We start from the raw sequence: 22,157 nt of genomic DNA, 5'->3' as shown, positions 1-22,157 counted from the left end.
AAAAACTCAGCATTGATGTCCCGTTGAAGTGGAAACGATCCCGATAAACCCACACGCGGCGCATGTTTATACTCATAACCAAAATTCACATGTATAAAATATAATATTCGCTAAGAGAATATATGCTTGTAAGACAAATCTGTTGGGGATAATGTCTTACCTGCATCAGATTTCCTGGTGTAACGAATTTATAAGTGCTTCTTGCATAAGCAAGTTTGATCCCGGTCATCCCCATGACCGGGATTTTTTTCGCCTTAGCGGTTCGTTTCCGAGACGCTAAAGTCATGGATATCCAGCTCGAATGCTTCAGCCAGTTCACGGTAGGTATGGTAATCACGACCATTGACCACGACACGGTCTGAATTATCCTCCGCGCGATGAACTTCGGACTCACTGATTTCATTAATGGCGGCAAGCAGGGCATCGACATCCACTTCCACCTCACGCTTAATGGTGTCGCTGTACTCTTTGTCAGTCTTCATGGCGGGCTCCTCATTTAACCGTCTCAACAGCTAAGTATAGACCGCACACAAAAACGCCATTCGCGTCAGGCGGCGATGCCAGCCAGGGTAATTTGTTCTACACTGGCTCAAAACCACAGGAGGAATGTATGAAGGTCAACGATCGGGTAACCGTCAAAACGGACGGTGGGCCGCGCCGCCCGGGCGTGGTGCTGGCAATAGAAGAGTTTAATGAAGGCACAATGTATCTGGTGTCGCTGGAAGATTACCCGCTCGGCATCTGGTTCTTCAACGAACTGGGGCACCCGGATGGGATCTTTGTGGAAACGGCGGAATAGGTCGGCGTCGGGGGCGTCTTCTCCCCGGCCCGGCTGCTGAAAAGCAAAATCTCTGGCCAGGCCAGAGATCAAGGTAGGGTACAACATGGCCGTGCAAATTAGCGCATATTAACGAAAATCCCATTCGTCACATTATCTGTCAGGCGTACGACATGGTATATCACTTGCTTATTATGCGTTTTAATTTTCCTTTTAATATTTCCTTTGTGTGACGATACTGTTTTTGCCTTGATATTCATCTGGTCTGAGATCTGAATTGTCCCTTGTCCAGCCATCCACATTCTTAGCATACTTGATTCAGTTCTGCTTAATGATAGGGTGGGTAAGTTAACCGCCCCTACATTCTTAACTTCTTTATTCAAATAATCGCCCAGAATGTCATCAAGCGACTCTGGTTTAATCGATTTCGAACTGATTAATAAGTTTTTACGCACCAACAAATACTCATCGAAATGAATATTGGCGATCGCCATAAAAACAATAAACAGGGTTCTGGGATGCTGATTAATGATCTGCTTAATGTGCTGACTGTTAGCGGGGTCGTGAATGAAACAGTCCTCATTAATAAACACCACGCCGGGCTTGTGAGTCTCACAAGCGGCTGCGAGTTCTTCAACGGTGTGTGCATCGTTGATGTCTCTCTTTCTAACCCCTCTGCTTGCTAAGTACCCGGTTAACCCTAGCCGGGTGTAGCTGCATAAATCCATAATGATCGTTGACATGGCATACCCTCACTCAATGCGTAACGATAATTCACCACCTGCCTGAGAGCTCATAAACAGCCATACGGGATGGAAAAAATCTAATAAAACCTGTGAGCATGACAAAGACTTTCAGGCGAACTCACTATCCCGTAAAGTTACGTATAATTTGCCAGGAATCATCTTAAAGTAAAGTAAATATTAAGTATTGTGAGGTGGTTAGAAACATTTAAACCGCGTCAGATATATCCTGGTAGATGTTTTTCAAGATTATTTTTAGGAATATCCTCAGAAAGACATTGCAAACACTGCGGGTTATTATTTGCGTGGAAGTTCGCTGACAATATCCGCTAAGAGATTGAATATCTCGCTGAATAAATGCTCGCAGAAGGGGGCGATAAGTGGCATCAATAATGACATTAATAAAAGGCCAACCGTCAACGTCACCGGAAAGCCGATGACGAATACCGACAGCTGCGGGGCCATTCGGTTGAGTAAACCCAATGCGAGGTTAACGGTGAGCAACAGGGTTATGACAGGCAGCGCCAGCATCAGCCCGTTGAGGAAGATCAGCCCGGCAGCCCGCACCAGCGCCAGAAAAGCGTTACTGTTCACCGGGTTGTCGCCAATCGGCAGCGTGTGGAAGGTGTCCACCAGCATAGAGATGAGCCACAGGTGGCCGTTGAACGAGAGAAACAACAGCATCGCCAGCAGGTCGATAATACGCGCCAGCACGGGCATATTCAGATGGCTGCCCGGGTCAACGAACGTCGCGAAAGACAGACCCATCTGCAAACCGATCAGTTCGCCCGCCGTTCGTACCGCGGCGAAGGCGAGCTGCATCGTAAACCCGACCGCCACGCCAATCATCACCTGTTGCAGGGCAATCCATATCGCATTCGGGGAAAAAATCGGAATATCCACCGCCGGCAGGGAAGGGGCAACGATAATGGTGATAACCATGCCCAACCCAATTTTGATGCGTTTAGGCACCGACTTTTCACTGAGTATGGGGGCGGTGGAGATCAGCGCCATGATGCGCAGCATCGGCCAGAAATAGATCCCGAGCCACTGAACAAACTGATCGCTGGTGAATTGCAGCATCGTCCGTCAGCCGATGATGTAAGGCAGATTGGTGAACAGGTTGCGCATGTAGTCCAGCAGCAAATTGAGCATCCAGGGCCCGGCAACGATAATCGCCACGAAGACGGCGATGATCTTCGGGATGAACGACAGGGTCATTTCGTTAATCTGCGTGGCGGCCTGAAGAATACTGATAATCAGACCGGTTACCAGCGCAACCAGAAGCAGGGGCGCGGCGACGGCAATCGCGACTTTCATCGCTTCCGTGCCCATCATCATGACCGACTCAGGCGTCATTGCGCGCTCCTCAACTGTAGAAACTCTGCGCCAGCGAGCTGACCAGCAGCTGCCAGCCGTCGACCAGCACGAACAGCATGATCTTAAAGGGCAGGGCAATGGTTGCGGGCGGGACCATCATCATCCCGAGCGCCATCAGGACGCTGGCGATCACCAGGTCAATAATCAGGAACGGAATGAAAATGGTGAAGCCAATCTGGAACGCCGTTTTCAGCTCACTGGTCACATACGCTGGCAGCAGAATGCGCATCGGCACCGCTTCCGGTCCCTGTAACTCGCCCGTGTTAGCGAGACGGGCAAACAGGGCCAAATCCGCTTCGCGCGTCTGGCGAAGCATAAATTCACGTAATGGCTGAGCCCCCTTTTCCAGGGCAACCTGCATGGAAATTTTATCTTCGCTGAACGGCTGGTACGCCTCGGTGTAAATCTTGTCGATAACCGGCGACATAATGAAAAAGGTCAGGAACAGGGCTAAACCCAGCAGCACCTGATTGGGCGGCGCGGACGGCGTGCCGAGCGCATTTCGCAGCAGACCAAACACAATGATGATGCGGGTGAAACTGGTCATCATCAGCAGGATCGCCGGGATAAAGGTCAGTGAGGTGATGAACACCAGCGTCTGCACGGAGAGGGACCAGCTTTGTCCCCCGTTCGCCAGCGGCGTAGAAACCAGCCCCGGCAGCTGCGCATACACAGAAGGCGCGAACAGGCCCAGACCTGCCAGCGTAAGCAATAACAAACGGCGCATCAGGATCTCCCGGAACGCTTGAGCAAACTCTTCATAACGGACTGAAAATCCGCAGGGGCCGGGGCGTTAGCCTCCACCGTGACAGGCGAAGGGGGCAGCGTGTGAAGAACATTAATGCTGGAGGCAGTCACGCCCAGCACCAGTCGCGCATCTTCCACTTCCACAATGACCACGCGCTCGCGTGGGCCGAGTGTGGTGCTGGCGCTGACCTTCAGTCCGCGCGTGCCGGCCGTTTTCCCCGCCAGCCCGAAACGCTTTGCCAGCCAGGCGGCGATAAGGATAAAGGCAATAATACCGAACAGCGCGCCGCTCACCTGAAGCAGCGGGGAGCCGGGTACGGCGGAGGGCGCGGACAGTGTTGCCTGGGTTTTCATACTTAACGGCTCAGGCGACGCATACGTTCGGAAGGGGTAATGATGTCGGTGATACGTACGCCGTATTTATCGGCCACCACCACAACTTCGCCCTGTGCAATCAGGTAGCCGTTGATCAGAATATCCAGTGGCTCACCCGCTAAACCGTCCAAGGCTACAACGGAACCCTGCGTCAGGCGCAGCAGCTCTTTAATAGTCATGCGGGTGCGGCCCAGCTCAACGGTCAGCTTGACCGGAATGTCCATAATCAGGTCGATGTCCTGTAACGTCCCGCTGACGTCGCCGCCGCCTAACTGCTGGAAGACCGCGTCTGCCGCGCTTTTCGTCGGCGTCGTTTTTTGCTCGTTTAACGCGTCAGCCCACAGATCGTCCAGTGCTCCGCTGTTTTCATCGGACGGATTGTTCATGTCACTCATTTGGGCTGTTCCTCATTCAGCGAATTCAAAATCGGGTTGATCAAGTGCTCAACGCGTAACGCATACTGGCCGTTAATTGTGCCGTACTGGCTTGTCAGCACGGGTACGCCATCCACATGGGCAATAATGCGGTCGGGTTTATCTATCGGCAAAACGTCGCCGGGTTGTAATTTCAGGATCTGCGATAACCGCATGGAGATGTCGGCAAAGTTAGCCACCAGCTCCAGCTGCGAGTGCTGAACCTGGCGCACCAGGTTCTCACGCCAGTTCTGATCTTCATGGCGTGAGTTCTCCAGCGGCGGGTTCACCAGCAGTTCGCGCAGCGGTTCAATCATGCTGAACGGCAGGCAGATGTTGAACTCGCCCGTCAGGTTGCCGATCTCGACGTGGAACGGGGTGTTCACCACGATGTCATTCGGTGAGGTGGTGATGTTGGTAAACTTCACCTGCATCTCGGAACGCACGTACTCCACTTCCAGCGGGTTAATCGCTTTCCACGCGTCGCTGTAGGATTCCAGCGCCAGCTTCAGCATGCGGTTAATCACGCGCTGTTCGGTATGGGTAAACTCGCGGCCTTCCACTTTGGTCGGGAAACGGCCATCGCCACCGAACAGGTTATCCACCGCGATGAACACCAGGCTTGGCGAGAACACCACCAGGCCGGTACCGCGCAGCGGTTTCAGATGGATCAGGTTAAGGTTGGTTGGCACCGGCAGATTGCGGGCAAACTCATGATACGGCTGAATGCGGATCGCACCGACGGTGATATCCGGGCTACGACGCAGCAGGTTAAACAGCCCCATTCGGAACTGACGTGCGAAACGTTCGTTGATGATCTCCAGCGCCTGTAAACGCTCGCGCACCACGCGACGCTGGGTATTGGGATCGTAGGGACGAATATTATCGTCGCCGGTCAGACCCGGCTTCGGATCGTCACTCTTATCGCTGTCGCCATTGAGCAGCGCATCGATTTCTGCCTGAGAAAGAATACTGTCGCCCATGTCGTTACCGCAGAATGAAGGCTGTATACAGAACGTCAGTGACTTCCTGCTTAGGTTGGCCGTTGACCAGCGGGGTCGCCAGCGTCTGTTTGATCGCATCGACCAGCTTTTGCTTGCCCACATCGGTGGCGAGCGCGGAGGCATCCTGACGAGAAAACAGCAACAGCAGACGGCTACGCACTTCTGGCAGGTAGTCGTTCAGACGTGCACGGGTCGCTTCATCTTTCAGACGCAGCGTAATGCCCACGTAAAGCACGCGATCCGCATCGCCGAGGTTCACGGTGAACGTATCCAGCGGGTAGAAGACCGGCGCCGGTGGAGGCGGCGCTTCAGCTTTGGCGGCTGCGCTGGAGGGTTCCTGCTGCATACGCCAGTAACTGTAGCCTGCGGTGGCGCAGGCCGCGAGGGTAATCAACACCAGCAGCGGGATCCAGATGGAACGCTTGCTTTTTTTGGTGATAGCGGAGTCTGTCATCTGATACGAGCTTCCTGTTTCGGTACAGCTTAATACGGTGATTATCCCGTGTCCGGCTTAGGTCAAAGCGTGGAAAAGACGGGGATAATCACGTTACCTCTGGCGTTTAGGCAAAGATGTCTACGGCACGGCTGCCGCGCGCGGCGGATTGCAGGGCGGCAGGGGTTGGCAATAACTCTTCGCTCTCCTCGTTAAACCCGCCATGCTGGCCTGAACGCGAAGCGTGCTGTTGTTGCCCGGATGAAGATTGCTGCTGCCCGGCAAAGCCTTCGCTGCTGACGCTGCTTTGGGAAAGCTGTATGCCGTTTTCCGCAAGCTGCGTGCGCAGGATCGGCAGGGCCGCTTCCAGCGCCGCACGAACGTGGCTGTGGGGCGAAACCATCTGCAACTGCGCCTGGTTGTCATCCAGCTTAAGCGAAATTTGCACCTGACCCAGATCTTCCGGGTGCAGGCGTAGCTCTGCGGTCTGTTGGCCCTGTCTGGTGAACAGGGTGATGTGCTGGCTTAGATTCTGCTGCCATTCGTGCGTGCCCAGCGGCTGGCTTAACACCGGCGCGGTCGCAACGGTAGCGGCAGGCTGGGGGGTTGCCAGGTGACTGATGATCGGTGCCAGCGTCGCGGTTGGGCTGGCGGCAGACGACGCCGTGCTCACTACGTCCTGCTTCTCCGCGACGGCGGCAACAGCTGGCGTAACGGCTGCAGTGGCGGGCAGCGACGTGTCGCTGTCCTGAACCGACGTTTTTTCCTGACCCGTTAACGCATGGCTAAGCGGCTGATGCTGGCCGTTGTCCGTCTGGGCTAGCGCAGAGGGGAGGGCGGCACGGGGGGCGACCTCCCCGGTGCTTGCTGGCTGCGTCGCCATTGGGGTGGTAGTCTGCTGGTGCGGTAACATCGCCATCAGCGCGCTTAACCCGGCCAGCTCCTCTTCTTCAGTCGTGGTCTCGCTGTTTGCTTTCGCGTCCGTCCGGGTCAGCGCCTTCAGCGCATCCGTATTCGCTGCGGGTTTCAGGCCGGAGACGAGGCTTTGCAGGGAGACGGCGGTATCTTCATCAGTCAGGGTCTCCTGGCGGGAGAGCAGCTCGGCGATTTTGGCCTGGAGCGTGGTATCACCGTTTTTTTCCTGTGCCGCTGTCGACAGCTTGCTTCCCGCCGCTTTCAGATCGGCCAGCGTCAGCGGAGCATCTTTGCCTTTGCCGGTGGTCTCGGTCAGCGCGCCCGCCAGCAGAGAGAGAAAATCTTGCGCGCCCTCAGCGCCTTTTCCGGTCAGCGTGCCGCCGGACGGGTCGCTGTCGGTCATCAGCAGTTGTTGCAGTGTGATCATTCTGGTTTCCTCATTGATGCGCGCTGGGCAAACTCATCCATTTTTTTCTGATCCAGACGGTTTTCCGCCAGGGTCGAGGCTGCAATCTGCCGGTCCTGTAAGGTTTGCCAGGCCTGCAACCGCTGTTTTTTCTCGCGCCAGAAATTCAGCGCGGTATCGACTTTTTGCGTCCACTGGTTAAGCTGCTGGCGATGCTGCTCAATCGCCTTTTCCAGCGTCTGGATAAACTGCTGATAGTTAATCCAGCGCTGGCTACCAATGCCCTGCGTCATGTCGGTGTTAAGATTGGTGCGATATTCATGCTGATAGTCGATTAACATCTTCAACTGTTCTTCAGCCTGTTGGCACCCGCGTCGCATTGCGCCAAGTTGCAATGCGGCATCATCAACTTCTTTTTCAGCCAGATCTTTCAGCGTTGATAACGCGCTGTTCTGCGCCATGACCTTCGCCCTCCACCTGTGTTACACCTGCGGGAAAATCAGCTCCAGTGCCTGGAGGGAATCTTCCCAGTCGGCGCGTTCAAAAATACCCTGTTGCAGAAATGCCTCCAGCTGCGGCCAGAGGGCAATCGCTTTATCGAGCATCGGGTCGCTGCCTTTAGCGTACGCCCCGACGCTTACCAGATCGCGGTTGCGCTGGAAGCTGGAGAGCAGTTGTTTGAAGTTACGCACGCGGGCGTAGTGTTGCTCAGTGATCAGGGCCGTCATCGCACGGCTGATCGAGGCTTCAATATCAATCGCCGGGTAGTGCCCGGCTTCGGCCAGACGGCGCGACAGCACGATATGGCCGTCGAGGATCGCGCGCGCGGAGTCGGCAATCGGGTCCTGCTGGTCATCGCCTTCGGTCAGTACCGTATAGAACGCGGTGATGGAGCCTCCGCCGCTGATGCCGTTCCCCGCGCGCTCAACCAACGCCGGGAGCTTGGCGAAGACCGACGGCGGGTAACCTTTGGTGGCGGGCGGCTCGCCGATGGCCAGCGCAATCTCACGCTGCGCCATCGCGTAGCGGGTCAGGGAGTCCATAATCAGCAGCACGTGTTGGCCCCGGTCGCGGAAATCTTCCGCGATACGCGTGGCGTAGGCGGCACCCTGCATACGCAGCAGCGGCGACACGTCCGCCGGGGCGGCGATCACCACCGAGCGGGCGCGACCCTCCGCACCAAGAATGTTTTCGATGAAATCTTTGACTTCGCGACCACGCTCACCAATCAGGCCGACGACGATAACGTCCGCCTGGGTATAACGCGCCATCATGCCGAGCAGGACCGATTTACCCACGCCGGAGCCGGCAAACAGCCCCATACGCTGGCCGCGTCCCACGGTGAGCAGGGCGTTAATCGGCCGCACGCCGGTATCCAGTACGTGCTCGATTGGCGTGCGTTGCAGCGGGTTAAAGGGTTGGGTGATCAGCGCGCCGGTTTCGGTGGTATCAGGGGAGGGCAGGCCATCGAGCGGTTTGCCGCTCCCGTCCAGCACGCGGCCCAGCAGCGCCGGACCGAGCGGGAGCTGTTTGCCGCTTTGCAGGCCGTCACCGCTGATGTTTTTTGCGTAGACGCGGGCGCCGGGCAAAATCCCTTCCACTTCCTCAAGGGGCATCAGAAACAGTCGCTGGCCGTTAAACCCGACCACTTCACTTTCCACTTCACGCGTCTCACTCCCGTCCTGACGCTCAATCACGCAGGTGGCGCCGAGCGGAAGTTGCAGACCCGTGGCTTCCAGGACCAGACCGGTGGCACGCGTCAGGCGTCCATAACGACGAACGGATGGCAGCTGCGCCATCTTCGTTTCAAAATTATCGAGCGTGTTAAGCCAGCGCGTAAGGCGAGCGGTCATCAGACGACTCCCGGTGCCGCCAGGCGGCACAGTTCCTGCCAGCGGGTCGCGACGCTGGCATCCAGATCGCCCTCATCCGCCGAGACCTTACAGCCTCCGTGATGGAGCGACGGATCGCCGCGCAGCCGCCAGCCGTGCAGGCTCAGCGTCGCGCCGAGGCTCTCTTCCACGCGCTGCAAATCATCAGGATGCACGCGCAGCTGCGGTTTGCCGCTGAACAGCGGCTCCTGCTGGAGCAGCCCCTGGATTTGCTTAATCAGCGCGGCGTTATCCACGACCGGCGTCTGGCCGATCACCTGACGGGCCGCCTCCAGCGCCATCTGCATCAGGCGCGAAGCAATCACGCTGTCGAGCGCATCCAGCGTGTGCTGAAACTCGCTCACCAGCTGCTGCATGCGGGCATGCAGCGGCGCCTGCTGCTGGCGCGCCTGCTCAATGCCCTGCTCTAAACCTTTCGCCAGCCCTTCCTGATAACCCTGTGCGTGCCCGGTCTGACGGCCTTCGTTCATCCCGGCGTTGAAGCCCTGCTCGTGCGCCTGCATTTGCATCTGGGCCAGCATCTGGGCGCGCTGTTCCTCTTCACTCAGCTCGGGCACGCCCGCCCCGGCGTCGCCCTCATCGGACGACACTATGGCAGGGGTGAACTCTGCGGTGGGAGGGGAGAGGTCGTCAGGCGTCCAGCGCTTCCACGACAGTTCATCAGACATAGGTGTCGTCTCCGCTGCCAATCACCATCTCGCCGGTTTCTGCCAGACGACGAACAATAAGCAGGATCGCTTTCTGTTCGTTCTCCACCTGAGACAAACGCACCGGGCCACGGTTGGCCAGGTCGTCGCGCAGGATATCGGCCGCACGCTGGGACATGTTGCGCAGGAACTTCTCGCGCAGCGGCTGCTCGGCGCCTTTGAGGGCGATAAGCAGGGACTCCGAATCCACTTCCTGAAGCAGGCGCTGGATGCTGCGATCGTCCACTTCGACCAGGTTTTCGAACAGGAACATCTCGTCGATAATTTTCTGTGCCAGTTCGCCGTCGAACTCGCGCACCGCCGTAATAACCGCCTCTTCCTGCTGCGTTTTCATCAGGTTGATGATTTCCGCTGCCGTTCTCACGCCGCCCATTTTGCTGCGCTTGAGGTTCTGGCCGTCGAGCAGGTTGTTCAGCACTTCGGTCAGCTCCGCCAGCGCGGCTGGCTGGACGCCGCCGAAGGTGGCGATACGCAGCATCACGTCGTGGCGCAGGCGCTCGTCGAACAGCGCCAGAATATCGGCCGCCTGGCCCCGTTTGAGGTGGACCAGAATGGTGGCGATAATCTGCGGGTGCTCGTCGCGAATAAGATCGGCGGCGCTTTGCGGCTCCATAAAGTTGAGCGTTTCGATCCCGCTGGCGGTGTCGCGCGTTTCGAGAATATCTTCCAGCAGGCTGGCGGCGCGCTCTTCGCCCAGCGCCTTAACCAGCACGGAGCGCAGGTATTCGTTGGCGTTGACGTTGAGCGCAGCAAACTGCTCGGCTTCCTGCTCAAACTCCGCCAGCACTTCGGTCAGCTGCTTGTTGGAGATCTGGCGCACGTTGGCCATCGCCGCGCTGAGGATCTGCACTTCTCGCTGAGAGAGGTGTTTAAACACCTCCGCCGCGCGATCTTCGCCAATGGTCATCAGCAGGATGACGCTCTTATCGGTGCCTGTAAGCGTATTACTCATGTTCGTTACCCATCCAACCGCGGATGACCAGCGCGACGACGCGCGGATCGTTATCTGACATTTCGCGAATGCGCTGGCTCATCACCTCTGCGCCCATACGCTGGTTAGCACGGCGCTGCTGCATCTGTTCATCTTTGCTGAGACGAACTTCAACCGCTTCTTCCTCGTCCGGACGCGCGTTCTTCTGTTCCAGCGCGGCTTTTTCGGCTTCAGCGCGACGCTGAAGCTGAGGACGGACACCCTTACGCCACAGCAGCCACGCGACAATCAGCACCAGCAGCCAGCGGCCTGCGGACATCAGCTGATCGAAGAACGCCTGCTGTTGCCAGAACGGCAGTTCGCCACCGGTCTCATCCACCGGGTTGAACGGTGAGTTCACAACGTTGAGGGTATCGCCACGTTTTTCAGAGAAGCCCATCGCTTCGCGGGTCAAATCTTCGATCTGCTTCATCTGCTCTGCCGTGAGCGGCAGCGGTTTACCGTCCGGCAGCGTTTTGTAGTTCACCACCACGGCAACAGAGAGACGCTGAATATCGCCCGTGTTCAGTTTGGTATGGCGGATAGTCCGGTCGACTTCGTAGTTGGTCGTTTCGTTACGGCTGCTGTTACGCGGGCCGGCACTGTTCGCGGTCGAGGTCGTCTGCTGATTCGTTTGCTGACCGTTCTGCGGGTTGGCCGGCGGCGTGGAGATTGGCGCGGTGTTGGCAGGCGCAGGCTGGTTAGAGAGCGCACCCGGCACACCGCCAGGATACTGGCCACCGACCTGTTCCGTCTCATTGATCTGACGCGAGCGTAACACGGCGCGAGAAGCATCCCCGTTCGGGGCGTACTGCTCTTCGGTCTGTTCTTTATTCGAGAAATCAATCTGCGCGGTGACCTGAGCATGCACGTTGCTGTTGCCCACCACCGGGCCCAGAATCGCTTCGATGCGACGCTGGAGACGGCCTTCCACGTCGGCGGCGTATTTCAGCTGGGCGTCGTTGAGATCGCGCCCGGCGGTGTTGGACTGCGTCAGCAGGTGACCGCTCTGATCCACCAGCGTAACGTTACCCGGCGGCAGACCGGCTACCGCACTGGAGACCAGGTGCGTGACGGCGCTGATCTGCCCTTCATCCAGCGCACGGCCAGGTTCGAGGTTAACCGTCACAGAGGCAGAAGGGGACTTTTGTTCGCGGACAAACAGGGACGGCTTAGGCATCGCCAGGTGCACGCGGGCACTTTTCACCGGGCCTAAGGTTTCAATCGTACGGGCCAGCTCACCTTCCAGCGCGCGCTGGTAGTTAACCTGCTCGCTGAACTGGCTGATGCCGAATTTTTCCTGATCCAGCAGTTCAAACCCAACCGCGCCGCCTTTCGGCAGCCCCTGCTGGGCGAGACGCAGGCGAAGCTCGTGCACTTTATCTGCCGGCACTTCAAGCGCACCGCCGTTATCGGCAAAGCGATACGGGATGTTCATCTGGGTCAGCTGGGTGACGATGGCACCGCCATCCTGGTCGGAAAGGTTGCTGTAGAGCGTGCGGTAATCCGGGCTTTTTGCCCATAAGACCATCGCGACAACGATCGCAATGGCGGCAGCGCCTGCCACAATCAACGGGATCTTAGGGTTGGCGCGAAGGCGGTTCATCCACTCGAGTGATTTATTCTGCGGCGCTGTCGATGCTGCTGTCGCACTCATTGCGCACCTCTTAAATCCTGGTGGTTTACGTTATTCGTGTAGAGAAACAAAACTGACTCCCGGGTCGGCAAACACGACAAAAGTTCCATACTGATGGCCCTGCCATTATTTGATGAATCGGGATTTTCTATGCGTCAAATAACCTGGTTTTTTAACGCTATTTACCGCCATTATCTTATTGACAAGCTGTTAGTCTTGACCTCGTAAAAAACCATCCAGGGGAGAGTCATGGCTATACAGGGCATTGAAGGGGTACTCAGTCAGTTACAGGCAACGGCGATGACCGCCCGTAATCAGAGCGTGGCTGACCAGCCGCAGGGCATTAGCTTCGCGGGTCAACTGCATGCGGCGCTGGACCGGATCAGCGATAAGCAAAACGCGGCCCGTACCCAGGCTGAGAGATTTACCCTCGGTGAACCCGGCGTGGCGCTCAACGATGTGATGGCCGATCTGCAAAAAGCGTCGGTGTCATTGCAGATGGGGTTGCAGGTGCGTAACAAGCTGGTGTCGGCGTATCAGGACGTGATGTCCATGCAGGTGTGAAACCTTCCAATCTTACGCTGGCAGCCTGATGGCTTTAATGCCACAATATTTTTTTCTTCGCATGCAGGAAAGATGATGAAAAAAGTAGCAATTGTGGCTGCAATGCTGACGTTAGCGGGATGCGTTCAGGTCGAAAACTATCAGGAAGTGGTTAAGCATCCGGCACCTTCGCATCTGGCAGGTTACTGGCAGTCGAAAGGGCCGCAGAGCGCGATGGTGAGCCCGGAGGCGATTGCCACGCTGGTGGTGACGCCAGAGGGTGATACCCTGGACTGCCGTCAGTGGCAGCGCGTTATCGCGGTGCCGGGTAAGATCATGCTGCGTTCAGATGATTATTATAACGTGACCGAAAAACGAGACGTCTATCCGCTCGATCGTGATGGGGCGGCGCTGGAGTATGACGGCATGGAACTGTACAAGGTTGACCGCCCAACGGTGGAATGCGCAGATTACCTGAGCAAGAATCCGCTGGAGAGTAAGCTTCCGTAACCGTTTTGGAGTTTGCGCCCTCTACCCGTGGTCTGAGGGATCTCCACAAAATAATGCCTTCACCGTCGGCCCCCTCTCCCTGGAGGGAGAGGGCTGGGGTGAGGGGGAACATACGGCTCTGGTGGTCATTCCGTTCACTTTATGTTCCTTGCTACTCTGTAGCGACATGAGCGGTGAACGTGCCAGGGTGGCTCAGTCGCCACCACCCTGGCGACCCGGGCTCCCGGCGGAAAATCGCCGCTTCGCGGTACCCTCAGCTTTTTCCTTCAGGCTATCGGGTCGGGCATGAGCCTGCATCCATGCAGGCCACGCCCTCTCGGCGCTTCCCTGCGCCTCGCCCCGGCCTTACGGAAACGCTTCGGCGATTTACAGCCGGACCAGGGCATCGCTGAAAGTCCTCAGTTATTATGAAGGCAACGTTATTGCTTCTGCTTTCAAATTACTGGAGATATCTCTCCCTGTGGGAAAGGGTCGGGGTGAGGGCATCAGGCCGCACCTTTCCCGTACTACAGCGCGTCTTCAATCACCCAGACGCTGACGCTTCCCCCGTTACAGAAGAACGTCCCTTCGCCATCCGCCGCCGTGGTCACGGTTTCCTCGCGGTTGCCTAAAAAATCCCGCCAGGTCTTATTGCCGTAATTCTCGCCGAGGCAGATCGTCTTCTCACCGTTATCACCATTCGACAGCACCACCACACAGCCCGGGTGCTCCTCTGTCCCGCTGCGGCTAAACGCAATGCAGTTTGGATGATCGAAAAAGAGGGTTTGCACGCCGTGGGCAAAACGCTGCCGGGCGAGGATCAGCTCGTGGAGCTGTTCAATCACCGGCATATCAATGTGATACGTCTCACCATCCCCGCCAGTGTCGTCATAGCTGGCGCCAAAAAGATCCGGGTAGAACACGCTCGGCACGCCGTTTTCACGCAGCAGGATGAGCGCGTAGGCCAGCGGTTTGAACCAGGCTTCAACCGGGGCTTCCAGCGCCTGCAAGGGCTGGGTGTCATGGTTGGCCACCAGCGTTACGGCATGGAACGGATCGGCTTCCACCAGCGTACCGGTGAAAATCTGGCTCATATCGTAGTCGCGTCCCTGGCGTGACGCTTCGTGAAATTTCATTTGCAGCGGCGCGTCAAACAACATGGTTTTGCCGTCCACCTGATTGATGTATTGCTGCAATTTATCCACTTCGTGAGACCAGTATTCCGCCACAATAAATAGCGGCTGCGGGGCCACCTCTTGGACATGTTCAATCCACTCTTTATAGAACCAGGCCGGAATGTGTTTTACCGCGTCCAGGCGGAAGCCGTCGCAGTGGGTTTGCTCCATCACCCAGCGCGCCCAGTATTTGATCTCCTCCGTCACCGCGTGGTTGCGAAAATCAATATTTTCACCCATCAGGTAATCGAAATTGCCCATCTCGTCGTCGACCTGATCGTTCCAGCCTTCGCCGGTGTAGTCGTTAACGATTTTGAAGATACCGTCCTCACTGGGATTTTCAATGTGGTCGATACCGCTAAAGCATTTGTAATCCCAGATGAACTGCGAATACTGCCCGGCCCGAACGGGGAAGGTGTAGCGCGTCCAGGCTTCACATTCGATGATCTCATCGCTGATTTGGGTGCGATCCTGAGCATCCACGCGTTGCACGCGGACGGGTTCCTTTTCATCGGCCCCCATTTTATGGTTGACCACCACGTCCAGAAGCACCGCAATCTGGTTGCTTTTTAAGGCGTTGATGGCCTCCAGCAGCTGGGCTTTATCGCCGTATTTGGTGGCGACGCTGCCTTTCTGGTCAAACTCACCGAGGTCGAAAAGGTCATAAGAGTCATACCCGACGGAATAGCCGCCGGATGCGCCTTTGTAGGCCGGGGGTAACCAGACCATATTGATGCCGATTTCGTTCAGGTTGGGTACTAATGCCGTGACTTCTCGCCACAATTCACCGCCGGTGGGGTAGTACCAGTGAAAACATTGTAAAAGTGTTGGGTTGCGCATGCACCATCTCCATGAGGTCGCGAAACTCAAGTATGGAGCAGGTTTGGCAGAAATGCCTGGCGAACGAAACGGTTAACGCTTGCCCGCCAGTTAAATGGCTAATTAATATCGCTATTACTTTGCGGAACAAGGACATGACCGCCCTGGTTACCGTAGGTGGAGAGAACGGTTTTCTGGATGGAGGATTGCCCAACCAGCTTCGCCAGCTCATCCATTCTGGCTTGCAGCAATGTTTTTACCTGGCCTTCGTTGTCCAGGATCACCCGCAGCGTCGGGCGAAGCTGCTCCTGAATCTGCATCGAAGGTTCACTTTCCTGAGTGAGACGAGCCAGTGAGTGCACCGCATTAACATAGTCGGTTTCACAGATGATTAGATCATCCCATAGTCCCTGCCGCGCCAGTCGCAACATCAACTGGCTCTGCTCAAGGAGTTGCTGATAAAGGGCATAAAGTTGCGGTGCGTTACTCATTAGACGGCGTCCTGCATCAGTTGTGGCGTACCGGCAACCTCCTTCCACCCGTCAGCGATATTGCGCAGCAGGTTTTCCACCTCTTCGATGGCGCTGGCGTCGTTATTCACGTTGGCGTGCAGGAGGCGACGTACCATATAGGCATAAAGGGCAATCAGGTTTTGCGTAAGCTCATCACCGTTATTTTCCACCAGGCCAACCTTCAGCCCGTTTTCGATAATGTTGATGGCTTTTGAGAGCGCCAGCCCTTTAGCAGGAATATTACCGTCTGCCAGGAACAGACGCGCGCGTACCAGCGCGCTGAGGGCTCCATCAAATAGCATGATTACCAGCTGCTGCTGGCTGGCGCTCATCACCGCGCTTTCAACTTCTATCTTTGCGTAGGCCTGCGTGCCTTTTGCGCCGTACATGTTATCCCCCTCGGGTCTGATTAGCGTTTACTACTTGTTGCTGGACGTATTTTCGAACTGCTGCGTCAGGTAGCTGCTGGTAGAGTTCAGCGAGTTCATCATGACGTCTAATTGCGTAAACTGTTCTTTATAACGCGCTACCATGGTGTCGATACGCTCGCTGGCCGCGTTATATTGCTTAGTTAAATTGTTCAGGGTTTTACTGACACCATCTTTGGCAGCCTGAATGATGCCGGTGCTGGAGAGCCAACCTGTGAGGTTTGTTCCAACGGTGGTGGTGATACCGGATGTTTTCCCGTCACCGATCAGCAGGTCTTTGATACCAGCCGCGCTGTTTTTCATTGCCGCGCTAAGCTTGTCATCATCCACTTCCAGTTTACCGGTGCTTGGGTCGGTAGTGATGCCAGCTTGAGCCAGGGTCTTGATATTGGAACTGGTGTGAGGATTATTCAGCACGCTTCTCAACTGAGTCTGAATAGTGCGTAGCGTACTGTCGCCTAATAACGCGCCGTTACTGGTATTCTGAGCGTCTGAACCCGCATCCACAGCAGTATATTTTGTGAGGCTGCTGAAAGTATCTTGCAGGGAGTTATACGCCGTCACCCAGTCGTTTATCGCTTTGGTCGCTTTAGTGTTATCGGTAGTGATCGTTAAGGTCTGATTACCGGTTGTCACGTCGTTCAGGTTGAGAGTGATATCTTCCAGCGCATCACTGATTGTATTGCTGCTGTTTTCAATATCAACGTTATTAACTTTCAATAGCGCATTTTGGGCCGTAACGCTTTCCATCATGCCGTTAGTGGTATCTGCGCTATTACCGTTGTAGCCCATGAAGGACTGAAGTGCCGTATCGCCGCTGACACTAATAGTCATGGCATTGTCTTTACCGGTATCTTTTGACGTAATGGACAGACGATACTCACCATTACCGACGTTAATAATACTGGCACTTACGCCAGCATCAGCTTTGTTGATCGCATCTCGGATACCACTCAGAGATGAGTTTTCCGCACTGATATCAATAGTGACAGGTTTCTTGTCACCACCTTGCTGAATGGTGATGGTGCTGTCCGCCGTCGCAATCGCCGTTTTATTATCACTTTGCGTTTTAGCTGTTGTCAGGGTTTGCGCCTGCGCAAGCTGCGATACGTTAATGGTGTATTTACCCGCAATCGCGCTGCCGGTGGTTGTGGCACTGAAGGCTGTGCTGCTGCTGGCGGTGGTAGTCGCTGTAAACAGATCGGCTTTGCTAAGTGCAGTATTTGCCGTCTGGAAGGATTCCAATGCACTTTTCAGCGTGCCGTAGGCACTAAGTTTTGCTGTATAGGAAGTCTGCTGCTTAGAGATCGGCGTCAGTTGTGCTTTTTGTGCAGCGGTCAGACTGTCCAAAATGTCGCCTAACTGCAAACCTGATCCGACTCCCAACGTAGAAATACTTGCCATATTTATTCCTTAATGTAACGACACGTAGAACGAATAGTGGGGTTATCGGCCTCAACTCAGGAAAGTTTACGGTTAGGTTCAAATTTTTAATGGCGAGAATAACGCTATTGGAGAAGAGTATTTCTGTGGCTAAAAAAAATGATGCGATCCTGAAAAAAAATCTAAAGGTTGGTTTGGACCAGACGATAACACCATTGACGGCGATGAAGCCGAAGGGTGGAAACCCAAATCTAACCCACAGATTTGATGAACAACAGGAAACGTAATCATGGCACAAGTCATTAATACCAACAGCCTCTCGCTGATCACTCAGAACAACATCAACAAGAACCAGTCTTCAATGTCTACCGCCATTGAGCGTCTGTCATCTGGTCTGCGTATCAACAGCGCAAAAGATGATGCTGCTGGCCAGGCGATTGCTAACCGCTTCACCTCCAACATCAAAGGTCTGACTCAGGCTGCACGTAACGCTAACGACGGCATCTCTGTTGCACAGACTACTGAAGGCGCACTGTCTGAAATCAACAACAACTTACAGCGTATTCGTGAGCTGACCGTTCAGTCTTCTACCGGTACTAACTCCCAGTCTGACCTGGACTCAATTCAGGATGAAATCAAATCCCGTCTGGACGAAATTGACCGCGTATCTGGTCAGACCCAGTTCAACGGCGTGAACGTGCTGGCAAAAGACGGCTCCATGAAAATTCAGGTTGGCGCGAACGATGGCCAGACCATCACCATCGACCTGAAAAAAATCGACTCTGATACTCTGGGTCTGAACGGCTTCAATGTAAATGGTAAGGGTACTATTGCTAATAAGGCAGCAACTGTTAGTGATTTGACTTCCGCTGGGGCAAAACTGAATGCCACTACCGGGAATTATGATCTGACCACCACAAATAAAGATCTTACTACTGATGTTGCTTTCAGTAAGTTGAAAACAGGCGATACCGTTACAACTAACGGTGCTACTTATACTTATGACGCGAAAGCAGGTAACTTCACTACTACTAAGTCAACCGCTGGTGCTGACGAAGCAGCTAAAACTGCAAACCGTGATGCATTAGCTGCTACCTTAAAAGCGGATCCTGGTCAGACAGTAAGCGGTACTTATACCACTAAAGACGGTACCGTCAACTTTGATACCGACTCTGCCGGTAATATTACTATTGGCGGTAAAGCAGCTTACGTTGATGCTTCAGGTAACCTGACCACCAACAATGCTGGCGGCGCAGCAGACGCTACGATGAAAGCACTGCTTAAGACAGCTAGTGAAAATACTGACGGTGCGACCTTAAACTTCAAAGGTACTGAGTATACTGTTGCGCCAGGTGTTGATGCCACCGATACTGGAGTTGTGAGCTACAAAGCTACCGTTAGCTCCGATGTAGTTTTAGCTGAAACTAAAGCTAATGCTACCAATATCTCCATGAACTCAGGTGTTCTGACTAAAAACTTAGCCTTCGACGCGACAGGTGCTTCCACTGATAATACTTTTGTCGATGACGCAGGCAATATCACTAGCGTTGAAGACTACACAGTGTCTTATGCAGTTAATAAAGACAATGGAAATGTTACTGTTGCAGCTTATTCATCAGCGACAGATACGAACAAAACCTATTCTCCAACAATTGGAGCAGCAGTAAATGTTACCTCAACCGGTAAAATCACTACGGAAGCAACTAGCGTAGGTACTGCTACAACTGATCCTCTGGCATCACTGGACGACGCCATCAGTTCAATCGATAAATTCCGTTCTTCACTGGGTGCGGTACAGAACCGTCTGAGCTCTGCGGTAACCAACCTGAACAACACCACCACCAACCTGTCTGAAGCGCAGTCCCGTATTCAGGACGCCGACTATGCGACCGAAGTGTCAAATATGTCTAAAGCGCAGATCATCCAGCAGGCCGGTAACTCCGTGTTGGCCAAGGCTAACCAGGTTCCTCAGCAGGTTCTGTCTCTGCTGCAAGGCTAATTACCTGATTAGGCTCAAACCCCGCTTCGGCGGGGTTTTTTCTATCCATGCACAAGCGTAACCCCCCAAATAACCCCTCATTTCACCCACTATTCACCCGATTAAAACCCCTCCAGAATCGGATAATCATGCCGATAACTCAACTAACGCAGGGCTGTTTATCGTGAATTCACTCTATACCGCTGAAGGTGTAATGGATAAACACTCGCTGTGGCAGCGTTATGTTCCGCTGGTGCGTCACGAAGCATTGCGCCTCCAGGTGCGTTTGCCGGCGAGCGTGGAACTGGACGATCTGCTACAGGCGGGCGGTATCGGGTTATTGAATGCAGTTGACCGGTACGATGCTCTGCAAGGAACGGCATTTACGACTTACGCAGTGCAGCGTATTCGTGGTGCGATGCTGGACGAGCTGCGCAGCCGCGACTGGGTGCCGCGCAGCGTTCGCCGCAACGCGCGCGAAGTGGCGCATGCGATGGGGCAGCTGGAACAGGAGCTGGGGCGCAACGCGACGGAAACCGAAGTGGCGGAACGTCTGGGCATTCCTGTTGAAGAATATCGTCAGATGTTGCTCGATACCAATAACAGCCAACTCTTCTCTTATGATGAGTGGCGCGAAGAGCATGGCGATAGCATCGAGCTGGTGACGGATGAACATCAGCAAGAAAACCCGTTACACCACTTACTGGAAGGGAATTTACGCCAGCGCGTGATGGAAGCGATTGAAGCTTTACCGGAACGTGAGCAACTGGTGTTAACCCTCTATTACCAGGAAGAGCTCAATCTCAAAGAGATTGGCGCTGTGCTGGAGGTGGGCGAGTCACGGGTGAGCCAGCTGCACAGCCAGGCCATTAAACGCCTGCGCACAAAACTGGGTAAGTTATAGGTGAGTTATTCGCCTTGGAAATGCCGCACAACGTATTGACAACCAGGAGTTATCATGACGGTGCAGCAATCTAAAAGACGGCCTTTAAGCCGCTACCTGAAAGACTTTAAACACAGCCAGACGCATTGCGCCCACTGTAAAAAATTACTCGACCGCATCACGTTGGTTCGTCGCGGTGAAATCGTGAATAAGATTGCGATTTCCCGCCTCGACACGCTGATGGACGAAGCCGCCTGGCTTGAAGAGCAAAAAGAGTGGGTAGCGCTTTGCCGTTTCTGTGGCGATCTCCATTGCAAAGAGCAAAGCGACTTCTTCGATATTATCGGCTTCAAGCAATTCCTGTTTGAACAAACGGAGATGAGTCACGGCACCGTGCGTGAATACGTGGTTCGCCTGCGCCGCCTGGGTCAGCATTTGACCATGCAAAATATCTCCCGCGATCTGCTGACGACCGGATACCTGGATGAAAATCTGGAACCCTGGTTGCCCGCCACCAGTACCAATAATTACCGCATCGCGCTGCGAAAGTACGCGCAATATAAAGTCCAGATGCCGGGCGTCATAAAGCAGAAAGTCCGCGCCGGAACAACTTCTGATATATATTAAAAAAGAATAAGATGTAGCGCAGCCGCCTTTGACGTTGCAGGCGATTTCTCTACACTACTCAAAAATTCCACTGTATCGGGGTACTTATGAAATTAGCACTTCTGGGTCGTCAGGCGCTGATGGGGATGATGGCCGTTGCGCTGGTCGCGGGGATGAGCGTGAAAACGTTCGCGGCAGAGAATCTGCTCAACAAAGTTAAAGAGCGCGGCACGCTGCTGGTTGGGCTGGAAGGAACCTATCCTCCGTTCAGCTTCCAGGGCGACGACGGTAAACTGACCGGTTTTGAAGTGGAGTTTGCGCAGGAGCTGGCGAAACACCTCGGCGTTAAAGCCTCCCTGAAACCCACCAAATGGGACGGGATGCTGGCGTCACTGGATTCCAAACGTATTGACGTGGTGATTAACCAGGTAACCATTTCTGACGAGCGTAAGAAGAAGTATGACTTCTCCACGCCGTACACCGTGTCCGGTATTCAGGCGCTGGTGAAGAAAGGTAACGAAGGCAGTATCAAATCCGCATCGGATCTGAAAGGTAAGAAAGTCGGCGTCGGTCTGGGCACCAACTACGAAGAGTGGCTGCGCCAGAACGTGCAGGGCGTGGACATCCGTACCTACGATGATGACCCGACGAAATACCAGGATCTACGCGTAGGCCGTATTGACGCCATTCTGGTTGACCGCCTGGCAGCGCTGGATCTGGTGAAGAAAACCAACAATACCCTGGCTGTCGCGGGTGATGCGTTCTCCCGTCAGGAGTCCGGCGTGGCGGTGCGTAAAGGTAACGAGGATCTGCTGAAAGCCATTGATGCTGCCATTGCTGAAATGCAGAAAGACGGCAGCCTGAAGGCGCTTTCTGAGAAGTGGTTCGGCGCAGACGTGACGAAATAAGTCTCTGACTGACAAAAAAAGGCGCTTTTAAAAG

Annotated in this window: 25 protein-coding genes and 1 pseudogene; 7 read left to right on the top strand and 19 right to left on the bottom strand. The window is 54.8% G+C overall.

What is annotated here, in order from left to right; all coding sequences use genetic code 11:
- Positions 1–254 precede the first annotated feature (254 nt).
- Positions 255–482, bottom strand: a complete 228-nt coding sequence (gene yodD, locus ACOTXC_RS06195; RefSeq protein ID WP_017383339.1) for a YodD family peroxide/acid resistance protein — start codon at positions 480–482, stop codon at positions 255–257.
- Between the two features lie 128 nt (positions 483–610).
- Between yodD and dsrB the strand changes: the two genes are divergently transcribed.
- Positions 611–799, top strand: a complete 189-nt coding sequence (dsrB, locus tag ACOTXC_RS06190) for a protein DsrB (protein WP_003859583.1) — start codon at positions 611–613, stop codon at positions 797–799.
- Positions 800–897: 98 nt separating this feature from the next.
- Here the strand turns inward: dsrB and rcsA are convergent, their stop codons facing one another.
- From rcsA to fliF, 14 genes and pseudogenes are all read right to left on the bottom strand, one after another.
- Entirely contained in the window at positions 898–1,521 is a 624-nt protein-coding gene (gene rcsA / locus ACOTXC_RS06185) for a transcriptional regulator RcsA (RefSeq protein WP_022648556.1), read from the bottom strand.
- Between the two features lie 290 nt (positions 1,522–1,811).
- Positions 1,812–2,604, bottom strand: a pseudogene (gene fliR, locus ACOTXC_RS06180) (flagellar biosynthetic protein FliR); the annotation flags it as partial.
- A gap of 6 nt (positions 2,605–2,610) precedes the next feature.
- On the bottom strand, positions 2,611–2,880 hold the full coding sequence (gene fliQ, locus ACOTXC_RS06175) for a flagellar biosynthesis protein FliQ (RefSeq protein ID WP_003859587.1): 270 nt from the start codon (positions 2,878–2,880) through the stop codon (positions 2,611–2,613).
- A 10-nt stretch (positions 2,881–2,890) separates the two neighbouring features.
- A complete protein-coding gene (gene fliP, locus ACOTXC_RS06170) occupies positions 2,891–3,628 on the bottom strand; it encodes a flagellar type III secretion system pore protein FliP (protein ID WP_022648554.1) in 738 nt (245 codons plus the stop codon).
- Positions 3,628–4,002, bottom strand: coding sequence for a flagellar biosynthetic protein FliO (gene fliO / locus ACOTXC_RS06165; RefSeq protein WP_058646934.1), 375 nt, complete (start codon positions 4,000–4,002; stop codon positions 3,628–3,630). Before fliO ends, fliP begins: the two co-directional genes overlap by 1 nt.
- Positions 4,003–4,004: 2 nt before the next feature.
- Positions 4,005–4,418, bottom strand: a complete 414-nt coding sequence (gene fliN, locus ACOTXC_RS06160) for a flagellar motor switch protein FliN (RefSeq protein WP_003859592.1) — start codon at positions 4,416–4,418, stop codon at positions 4,005–4,007.
- On the bottom strand, positions 4,415–5,419 hold the full coding sequence (gene fliM, locus ACOTXC_RS06155) for a flagellar motor switch protein FliM (RefSeq protein ID WP_006811158.1): 1,005 nt from the start codon (positions 5,417–5,419) through the stop codon (positions 4,415–4,417). The genes fliN and fliM overlap by 4 nt, the downstream gene beginning before the upstream one ends.
- Before the next feature lie 4 nt (positions 5,420–5,423).
- Positions 5,424–5,894, bottom strand: a complete 471-nt coding sequence (gene fliL / locus ACOTXC_RS06150; protein ID WP_003859598.1) for a flagellar basal body-associated protein FliL — start codon at positions 5,892–5,894, stop codon at positions 5,424–5,426.
- A 106-nt stretch (positions 5,895–6,000) separates the two neighbouring features.
- Entirely contained in the window at positions 6,001–7,215 is a 1,215-nt protein-coding gene (gene fliK / locus ACOTXC_RS06145; protein WP_421767490.1) for a flagellar hook length control protein FliK, read from the bottom strand.
- Positions 7,212–7,655: a flagellar export protein FliJ gene (gene fliJ / locus ACOTXC_RS06140; RefSeq protein WP_006811155.1), complete on the bottom strand. Its 444-nt coding sequence runs from the start codon at positions 7,653–7,655 to the stop codon at positions 7,212–7,214. The genes fliK and fliJ overlap by 4 nt, the downstream gene beginning before the upstream one ends.
- A gap of 21 nt (positions 7,656–7,676) precedes the next feature.
- Positions 7,677–9,047 carry a flagellar protein export ATPase FliI gene (fliI, locus tag ACOTXC_RS06135; RefSeq protein ID WP_032624018.1) on the bottom strand — a complete coding sequence of 457 codons (1,371 nt, stop codon included), beginning with the start codon at positions 9,045–9,047 and terminating at the stop codon, positions 7,677–7,679.
- Positions 9,047–9,754 carry a flagellar assembly protein FliH gene (fliH, locus tag ACOTXC_RS06130; protein ID WP_022648550.1) on the bottom strand — a complete coding sequence of 236 codons (708 nt, stop codon included), beginning with the start codon at positions 9,752–9,754 and terminating at the stop codon, positions 9,047–9,049. Before fliH ends, fliI begins: the two co-directional genes overlap by 1 nt.
- Positions 9,747–10,745, bottom strand: a complete 999-nt coding sequence (gene fliG / locus ACOTXC_RS06125; RefSeq protein WP_003859608.1) for a flagellar motor switch protein FliG — start codon at positions 10,743–10,745, stop codon at positions 9,747–9,749. Before fliG ends, fliH begins: the two co-directional genes overlap by 8 nt.
- A complete protein-coding gene (fliF, locus tag ACOTXC_RS06120; RefSeq protein WP_421767489.1) occupies positions 10,738–12,420 on the bottom strand; it encodes a flagellar basal-body MS-ring/collar protein FliF in 1,683 nt (560 codons plus the stop codon). The genes fliG and fliF overlap by 8 nt, the downstream gene beginning before the upstream one ends.
- A gap of 228 nt (positions 12,421–12,648) precedes the next feature.
- Here fliF and fliE point away from each other — a divergent pair, with 228 nt between their 5' ends.
- Both fliE and yedD read left to right on the top strand, forming a co-directional pair.
- Positions 12,649–12,963 (top strand): flagellar hook-basal body complex protein FliE, encoded by a 315-nt coding sequence (fliE, locus tag ACOTXC_RS06115; protein WP_023300486.1) that lies wholly within the window; start codon positions 12,649–12,651, stop codon positions 12,961–12,963.
- Between the two features lie 75 nt (positions 12,964–13,038).
- Positions 13,039–13,452, top strand: a complete 414-nt coding sequence (gene yedD, locus ACOTXC_RS06110) for a lipoprotein YedD (RefSeq protein WP_022648547.1) — start codon at positions 13,039–13,041, stop codon at positions 13,450–13,452.
- A 506-nt stretch (positions 13,453–13,958) separates the two neighbouring features.
- Here yedD and amyA read toward each other — a convergent pair.
- The 4 genes from amyA to fliD all read right to left on the bottom strand — a co-directional run bounded on the left by amyA (position 13,959) and on the right by fliD (position 17,769).
- Entirely contained in the window at positions 13,959–15,446 is a 1,488-nt protein-coding gene (gene amyA, locus ACOTXC_RS06105; protein WP_421767488.1) for an alpha-amylase, read from the bottom strand.
- 98 nt (positions 15,447–15,544) lie between these two features.
- Positions 15,545–15,916 carry a flagella biosynthesis regulatory protein FliT gene (gene fliT / locus ACOTXC_RS06100; RefSeq protein ID WP_006811148.1) on the bottom strand — a complete coding sequence of 124 codons (372 nt, stop codon included), beginning with the start codon at positions 15,914–15,916 and terminating at the stop codon, positions 15,545–15,547.
- Positions 15,916–16,326, bottom strand: coding sequence for a flagellar export chaperone FliS (gene fliS, locus ACOTXC_RS06095; RefSeq protein ID WP_003859616.1), 411 nt, complete (start codon positions 16,324–16,326; stop codon positions 15,916–15,918). Before fliS ends, fliT begins: the two co-directional genes overlap by 1 nt.
- Before the next feature lie 30 nt (positions 16,327–16,356).
- Positions 16,357–17,769 (bottom strand): flagellar filament capping protein FliD, encoded by a 1,413-nt coding sequence (fliD, locus tag ACOTXC_RS06090; protein WP_063853253.1) that lies wholly within the window; start codon positions 17,767–17,769, stop codon positions 16,357–16,359.
- A 268-nt stretch (positions 17,770–18,037) separates the two neighbouring features.
- Between fliD and ACOTXC_RS06085 the strand changes: the two genes are divergently transcribed.
- From ACOTXC_RS06085 to tcyJ, 4 genes are all read left to right on the top strand, one after another.
- Positions 18,038–19,747 carry a FliC/FljB family flagellin gene (locus ACOTXC_RS06085; RefSeq protein WP_045346616.1) on the top strand — a complete coding sequence of 570 codons (1,710 nt, stop codon included), beginning with the start codon at positions 18,038–18,040 and terminating at the stop codon, positions 19,745–19,747.
- Positions 19,748–19,910: 163 nt separating this feature from the next.
- Entirely contained in the window at positions 19,911–20,630 is a 720-nt protein-coding gene (locus ACOTXC_RS06080) for an RNA polymerase sigma factor FliA (RefSeq protein ID WP_003859623.1), read from the top strand.
- Positions 20,631–20,684: 54 nt separating this feature from the next.
- Positions 20,685–21,236, top strand: coding sequence for a flagella biosynthesis regulatory protein FliZ (gene fliZ, locus ACOTXC_RS06075; RefSeq protein ID WP_015570235.1), 552 nt, complete (start codon positions 20,685–20,687; stop codon positions 21,234–21,236).
- A gap of 86 nt (positions 21,237–21,322) precedes the next feature.
- The gene (gene tcyJ / locus ACOTXC_RS06070) at positions 21,323–22,123 is read left to right on the top strand and encodes a cystine ABC transporter substrate-binding protein (RefSeq protein ID WP_421767487.1); all 801 of its coding nucleotides are present in this window, start codon (positions 21,323–21,325) and stop codon (positions 22,121–22,123) included.
- The last annotated feature ends 34 nt before the right edge of the window (positions 22,124–22,157 follow it).

It is taken from the genome of Enterobacter cloacae complex sp. IR5428 (genome assembly GCF_049238585.1).
Classification (GTDB): Bacteria; Pseudomonadota; Gammaproteobacteria; order Enterobacterales; family Enterobacteriaceae; genus Enterobacter; species Enterobacter intestinihominis.
The sequence above is the reverse complement of the archived record's forward strand: the minus strand, read 5'-3'. Positions and strand labels throughout refer to the sequence as shown.

Bases quoted from the DNA above. Each gene is read 5' to 3' on its own strand.
- fliD (WP_063853253.1), bottom strand. From the start codon at position 17,769: ATGGCAAGTATTTCTACGTTGGGAGTCGGATCAGGTTTGCAGTTAGGC.
- fliL (WP_003859598.1), bottom strand. From the start codon at position 5,894: ATGACAGACTCCGCTATCACCAAAAAAAGCAAGCGTTCCATCTGGATC.
- yedD (WP_022648547.1), top strand. From the start codon at position 13,039: ATGAAAAAAGTAGCAATTGTGGCTGCAATGCTGACGTTAGCGGGATGC.
- fliS (WP_003859616.1), bottom strand. From the start codon at position 16,326: ATGTACGGCGCAAAAGGCACGCAGGCCTACGCAAAGATAGAAGTTGAA.
- dsrB (WP_003859583.1), top strand. From the start codon at position 611: ATGAAGGTCAACGATCGGGTAACCGTCAAAACGGACGGTGGGCCGCGC.
- fliT (WP_006811148.1), bottom strand. From the start codon at position 15,916: ATGAGTAACGCACCGCAACTTTATGCCCTTTATCAGCAACTCCTTGAG.
- tcyJ (WP_421767487.1), top strand. From the start codon at position 21,323: ATGAAATTAGCACTTCTGGGTCGTCAGGCGCTGATGGGGATGATGGCC.
- fliP (WP_022648554.1), bottom strand. From the start codon at position 3,628: ATGCGCCGTTTGTTATTGCTTACGCTGGCAGGTCTGGGCCTGTTCGCG.
- fliZ (WP_015570235.1), top strand. From the start codon at position 20,685: ATGACGGTGCAGCAATCTAAAAGACGGCCTTTAAGCCGCTACCTGAAA.
- fliM (WP_006811158.1), bottom strand. From the start codon at position 5,419: ATGGGCGACAGTATTCTTTCTCAGGCAGAAATCGATGCGCTGCTCAAT.
- fliJ (WP_006811155.1), bottom strand. From the start codon at position 7,655: ATGGCGCAGAACAGCGCGTTATCAACGCTGAAAGATCTGGCTGAAAAA.
- fliE (WP_023300486.1), top strand. From the start codon at position 12,649: ATGGCTATACAGGGCATTGAAGGGGTACTCAGTCAGTTACAGGCAACG.
- fliQ (WP_003859587.1), bottom strand. From the start codon at position 2,880: ATGACGCCTGAGTCGGTCATGATGATGGGCACGGAAGCGATGAAAGTC.
- fliN (WP_003859592.1), bottom strand. From the start codon at position 4,418: ATGAGTGACATGAACAATCCGTCCGATGAAAACAGCGGAGCACTGGAC.
- fliF (WP_421767489.1), bottom strand. From the start codon at position 12,420: ATGAGTGCGACAGCAGCATCGACAGCGCCGCAGAATAAATCACTCGAG.
- fliH (WP_022648550.1), bottom strand. From the start codon at position 9,754: ATGTCTGATGAACTGTCGTGGAAGCGCTGGACGCCTGACGACCTCTCC.
- amyA (WP_421767488.1), bottom strand. From the start codon at position 15,446: ATGCGCAACCCAACACTTTTACAATGTTTTCACTGGTACTACCCCACC.
- fliI (WP_032624018.1), bottom strand. From the start codon at position 9,047: ATGACCGCTCGCCTTACGCGCTGGCTTAACACGCTCGATAATTTTGAA.
- yodD (WP_017383339.1), bottom strand. From the start codon at position 482: ATGAAGACTGACAAAGAGTACAGCGACACCATTAAGCGTGAGGTGGAA.
- fliG (WP_003859608.1), bottom strand. From the start codon at position 10,745: ATGAGTAATACGCTTACAGGCACCGATAAGAGCGTCATCCTGCTGATG.
- fliO (WP_058646934.1), bottom strand. From the start codon at position 4,002: ATGAAAACCCAGGCAACACTGTCCGCGCCCTCCGCCGTACCCGGCTCC.
- ACOTXC_RS06085 (WP_045346616.1), top strand. From the start codon at position 18,038: ATGGCACAAGTCATTAATACCAACAGCCTCTCGCTGATCACTCAGAAC.
- rcsA (WP_022648556.1), bottom strand. From the start codon at position 1,521: ATGTCAACGATCATTATGGATTTATGCAGCTACACCCGGCTAGGGTTA.
- fliK (WP_421767490.1), bottom strand. From the start codon at position 7,215: ATGATCACACTGCAACAACTGCTGATGACCGACAGCGACCCGTCCGGC.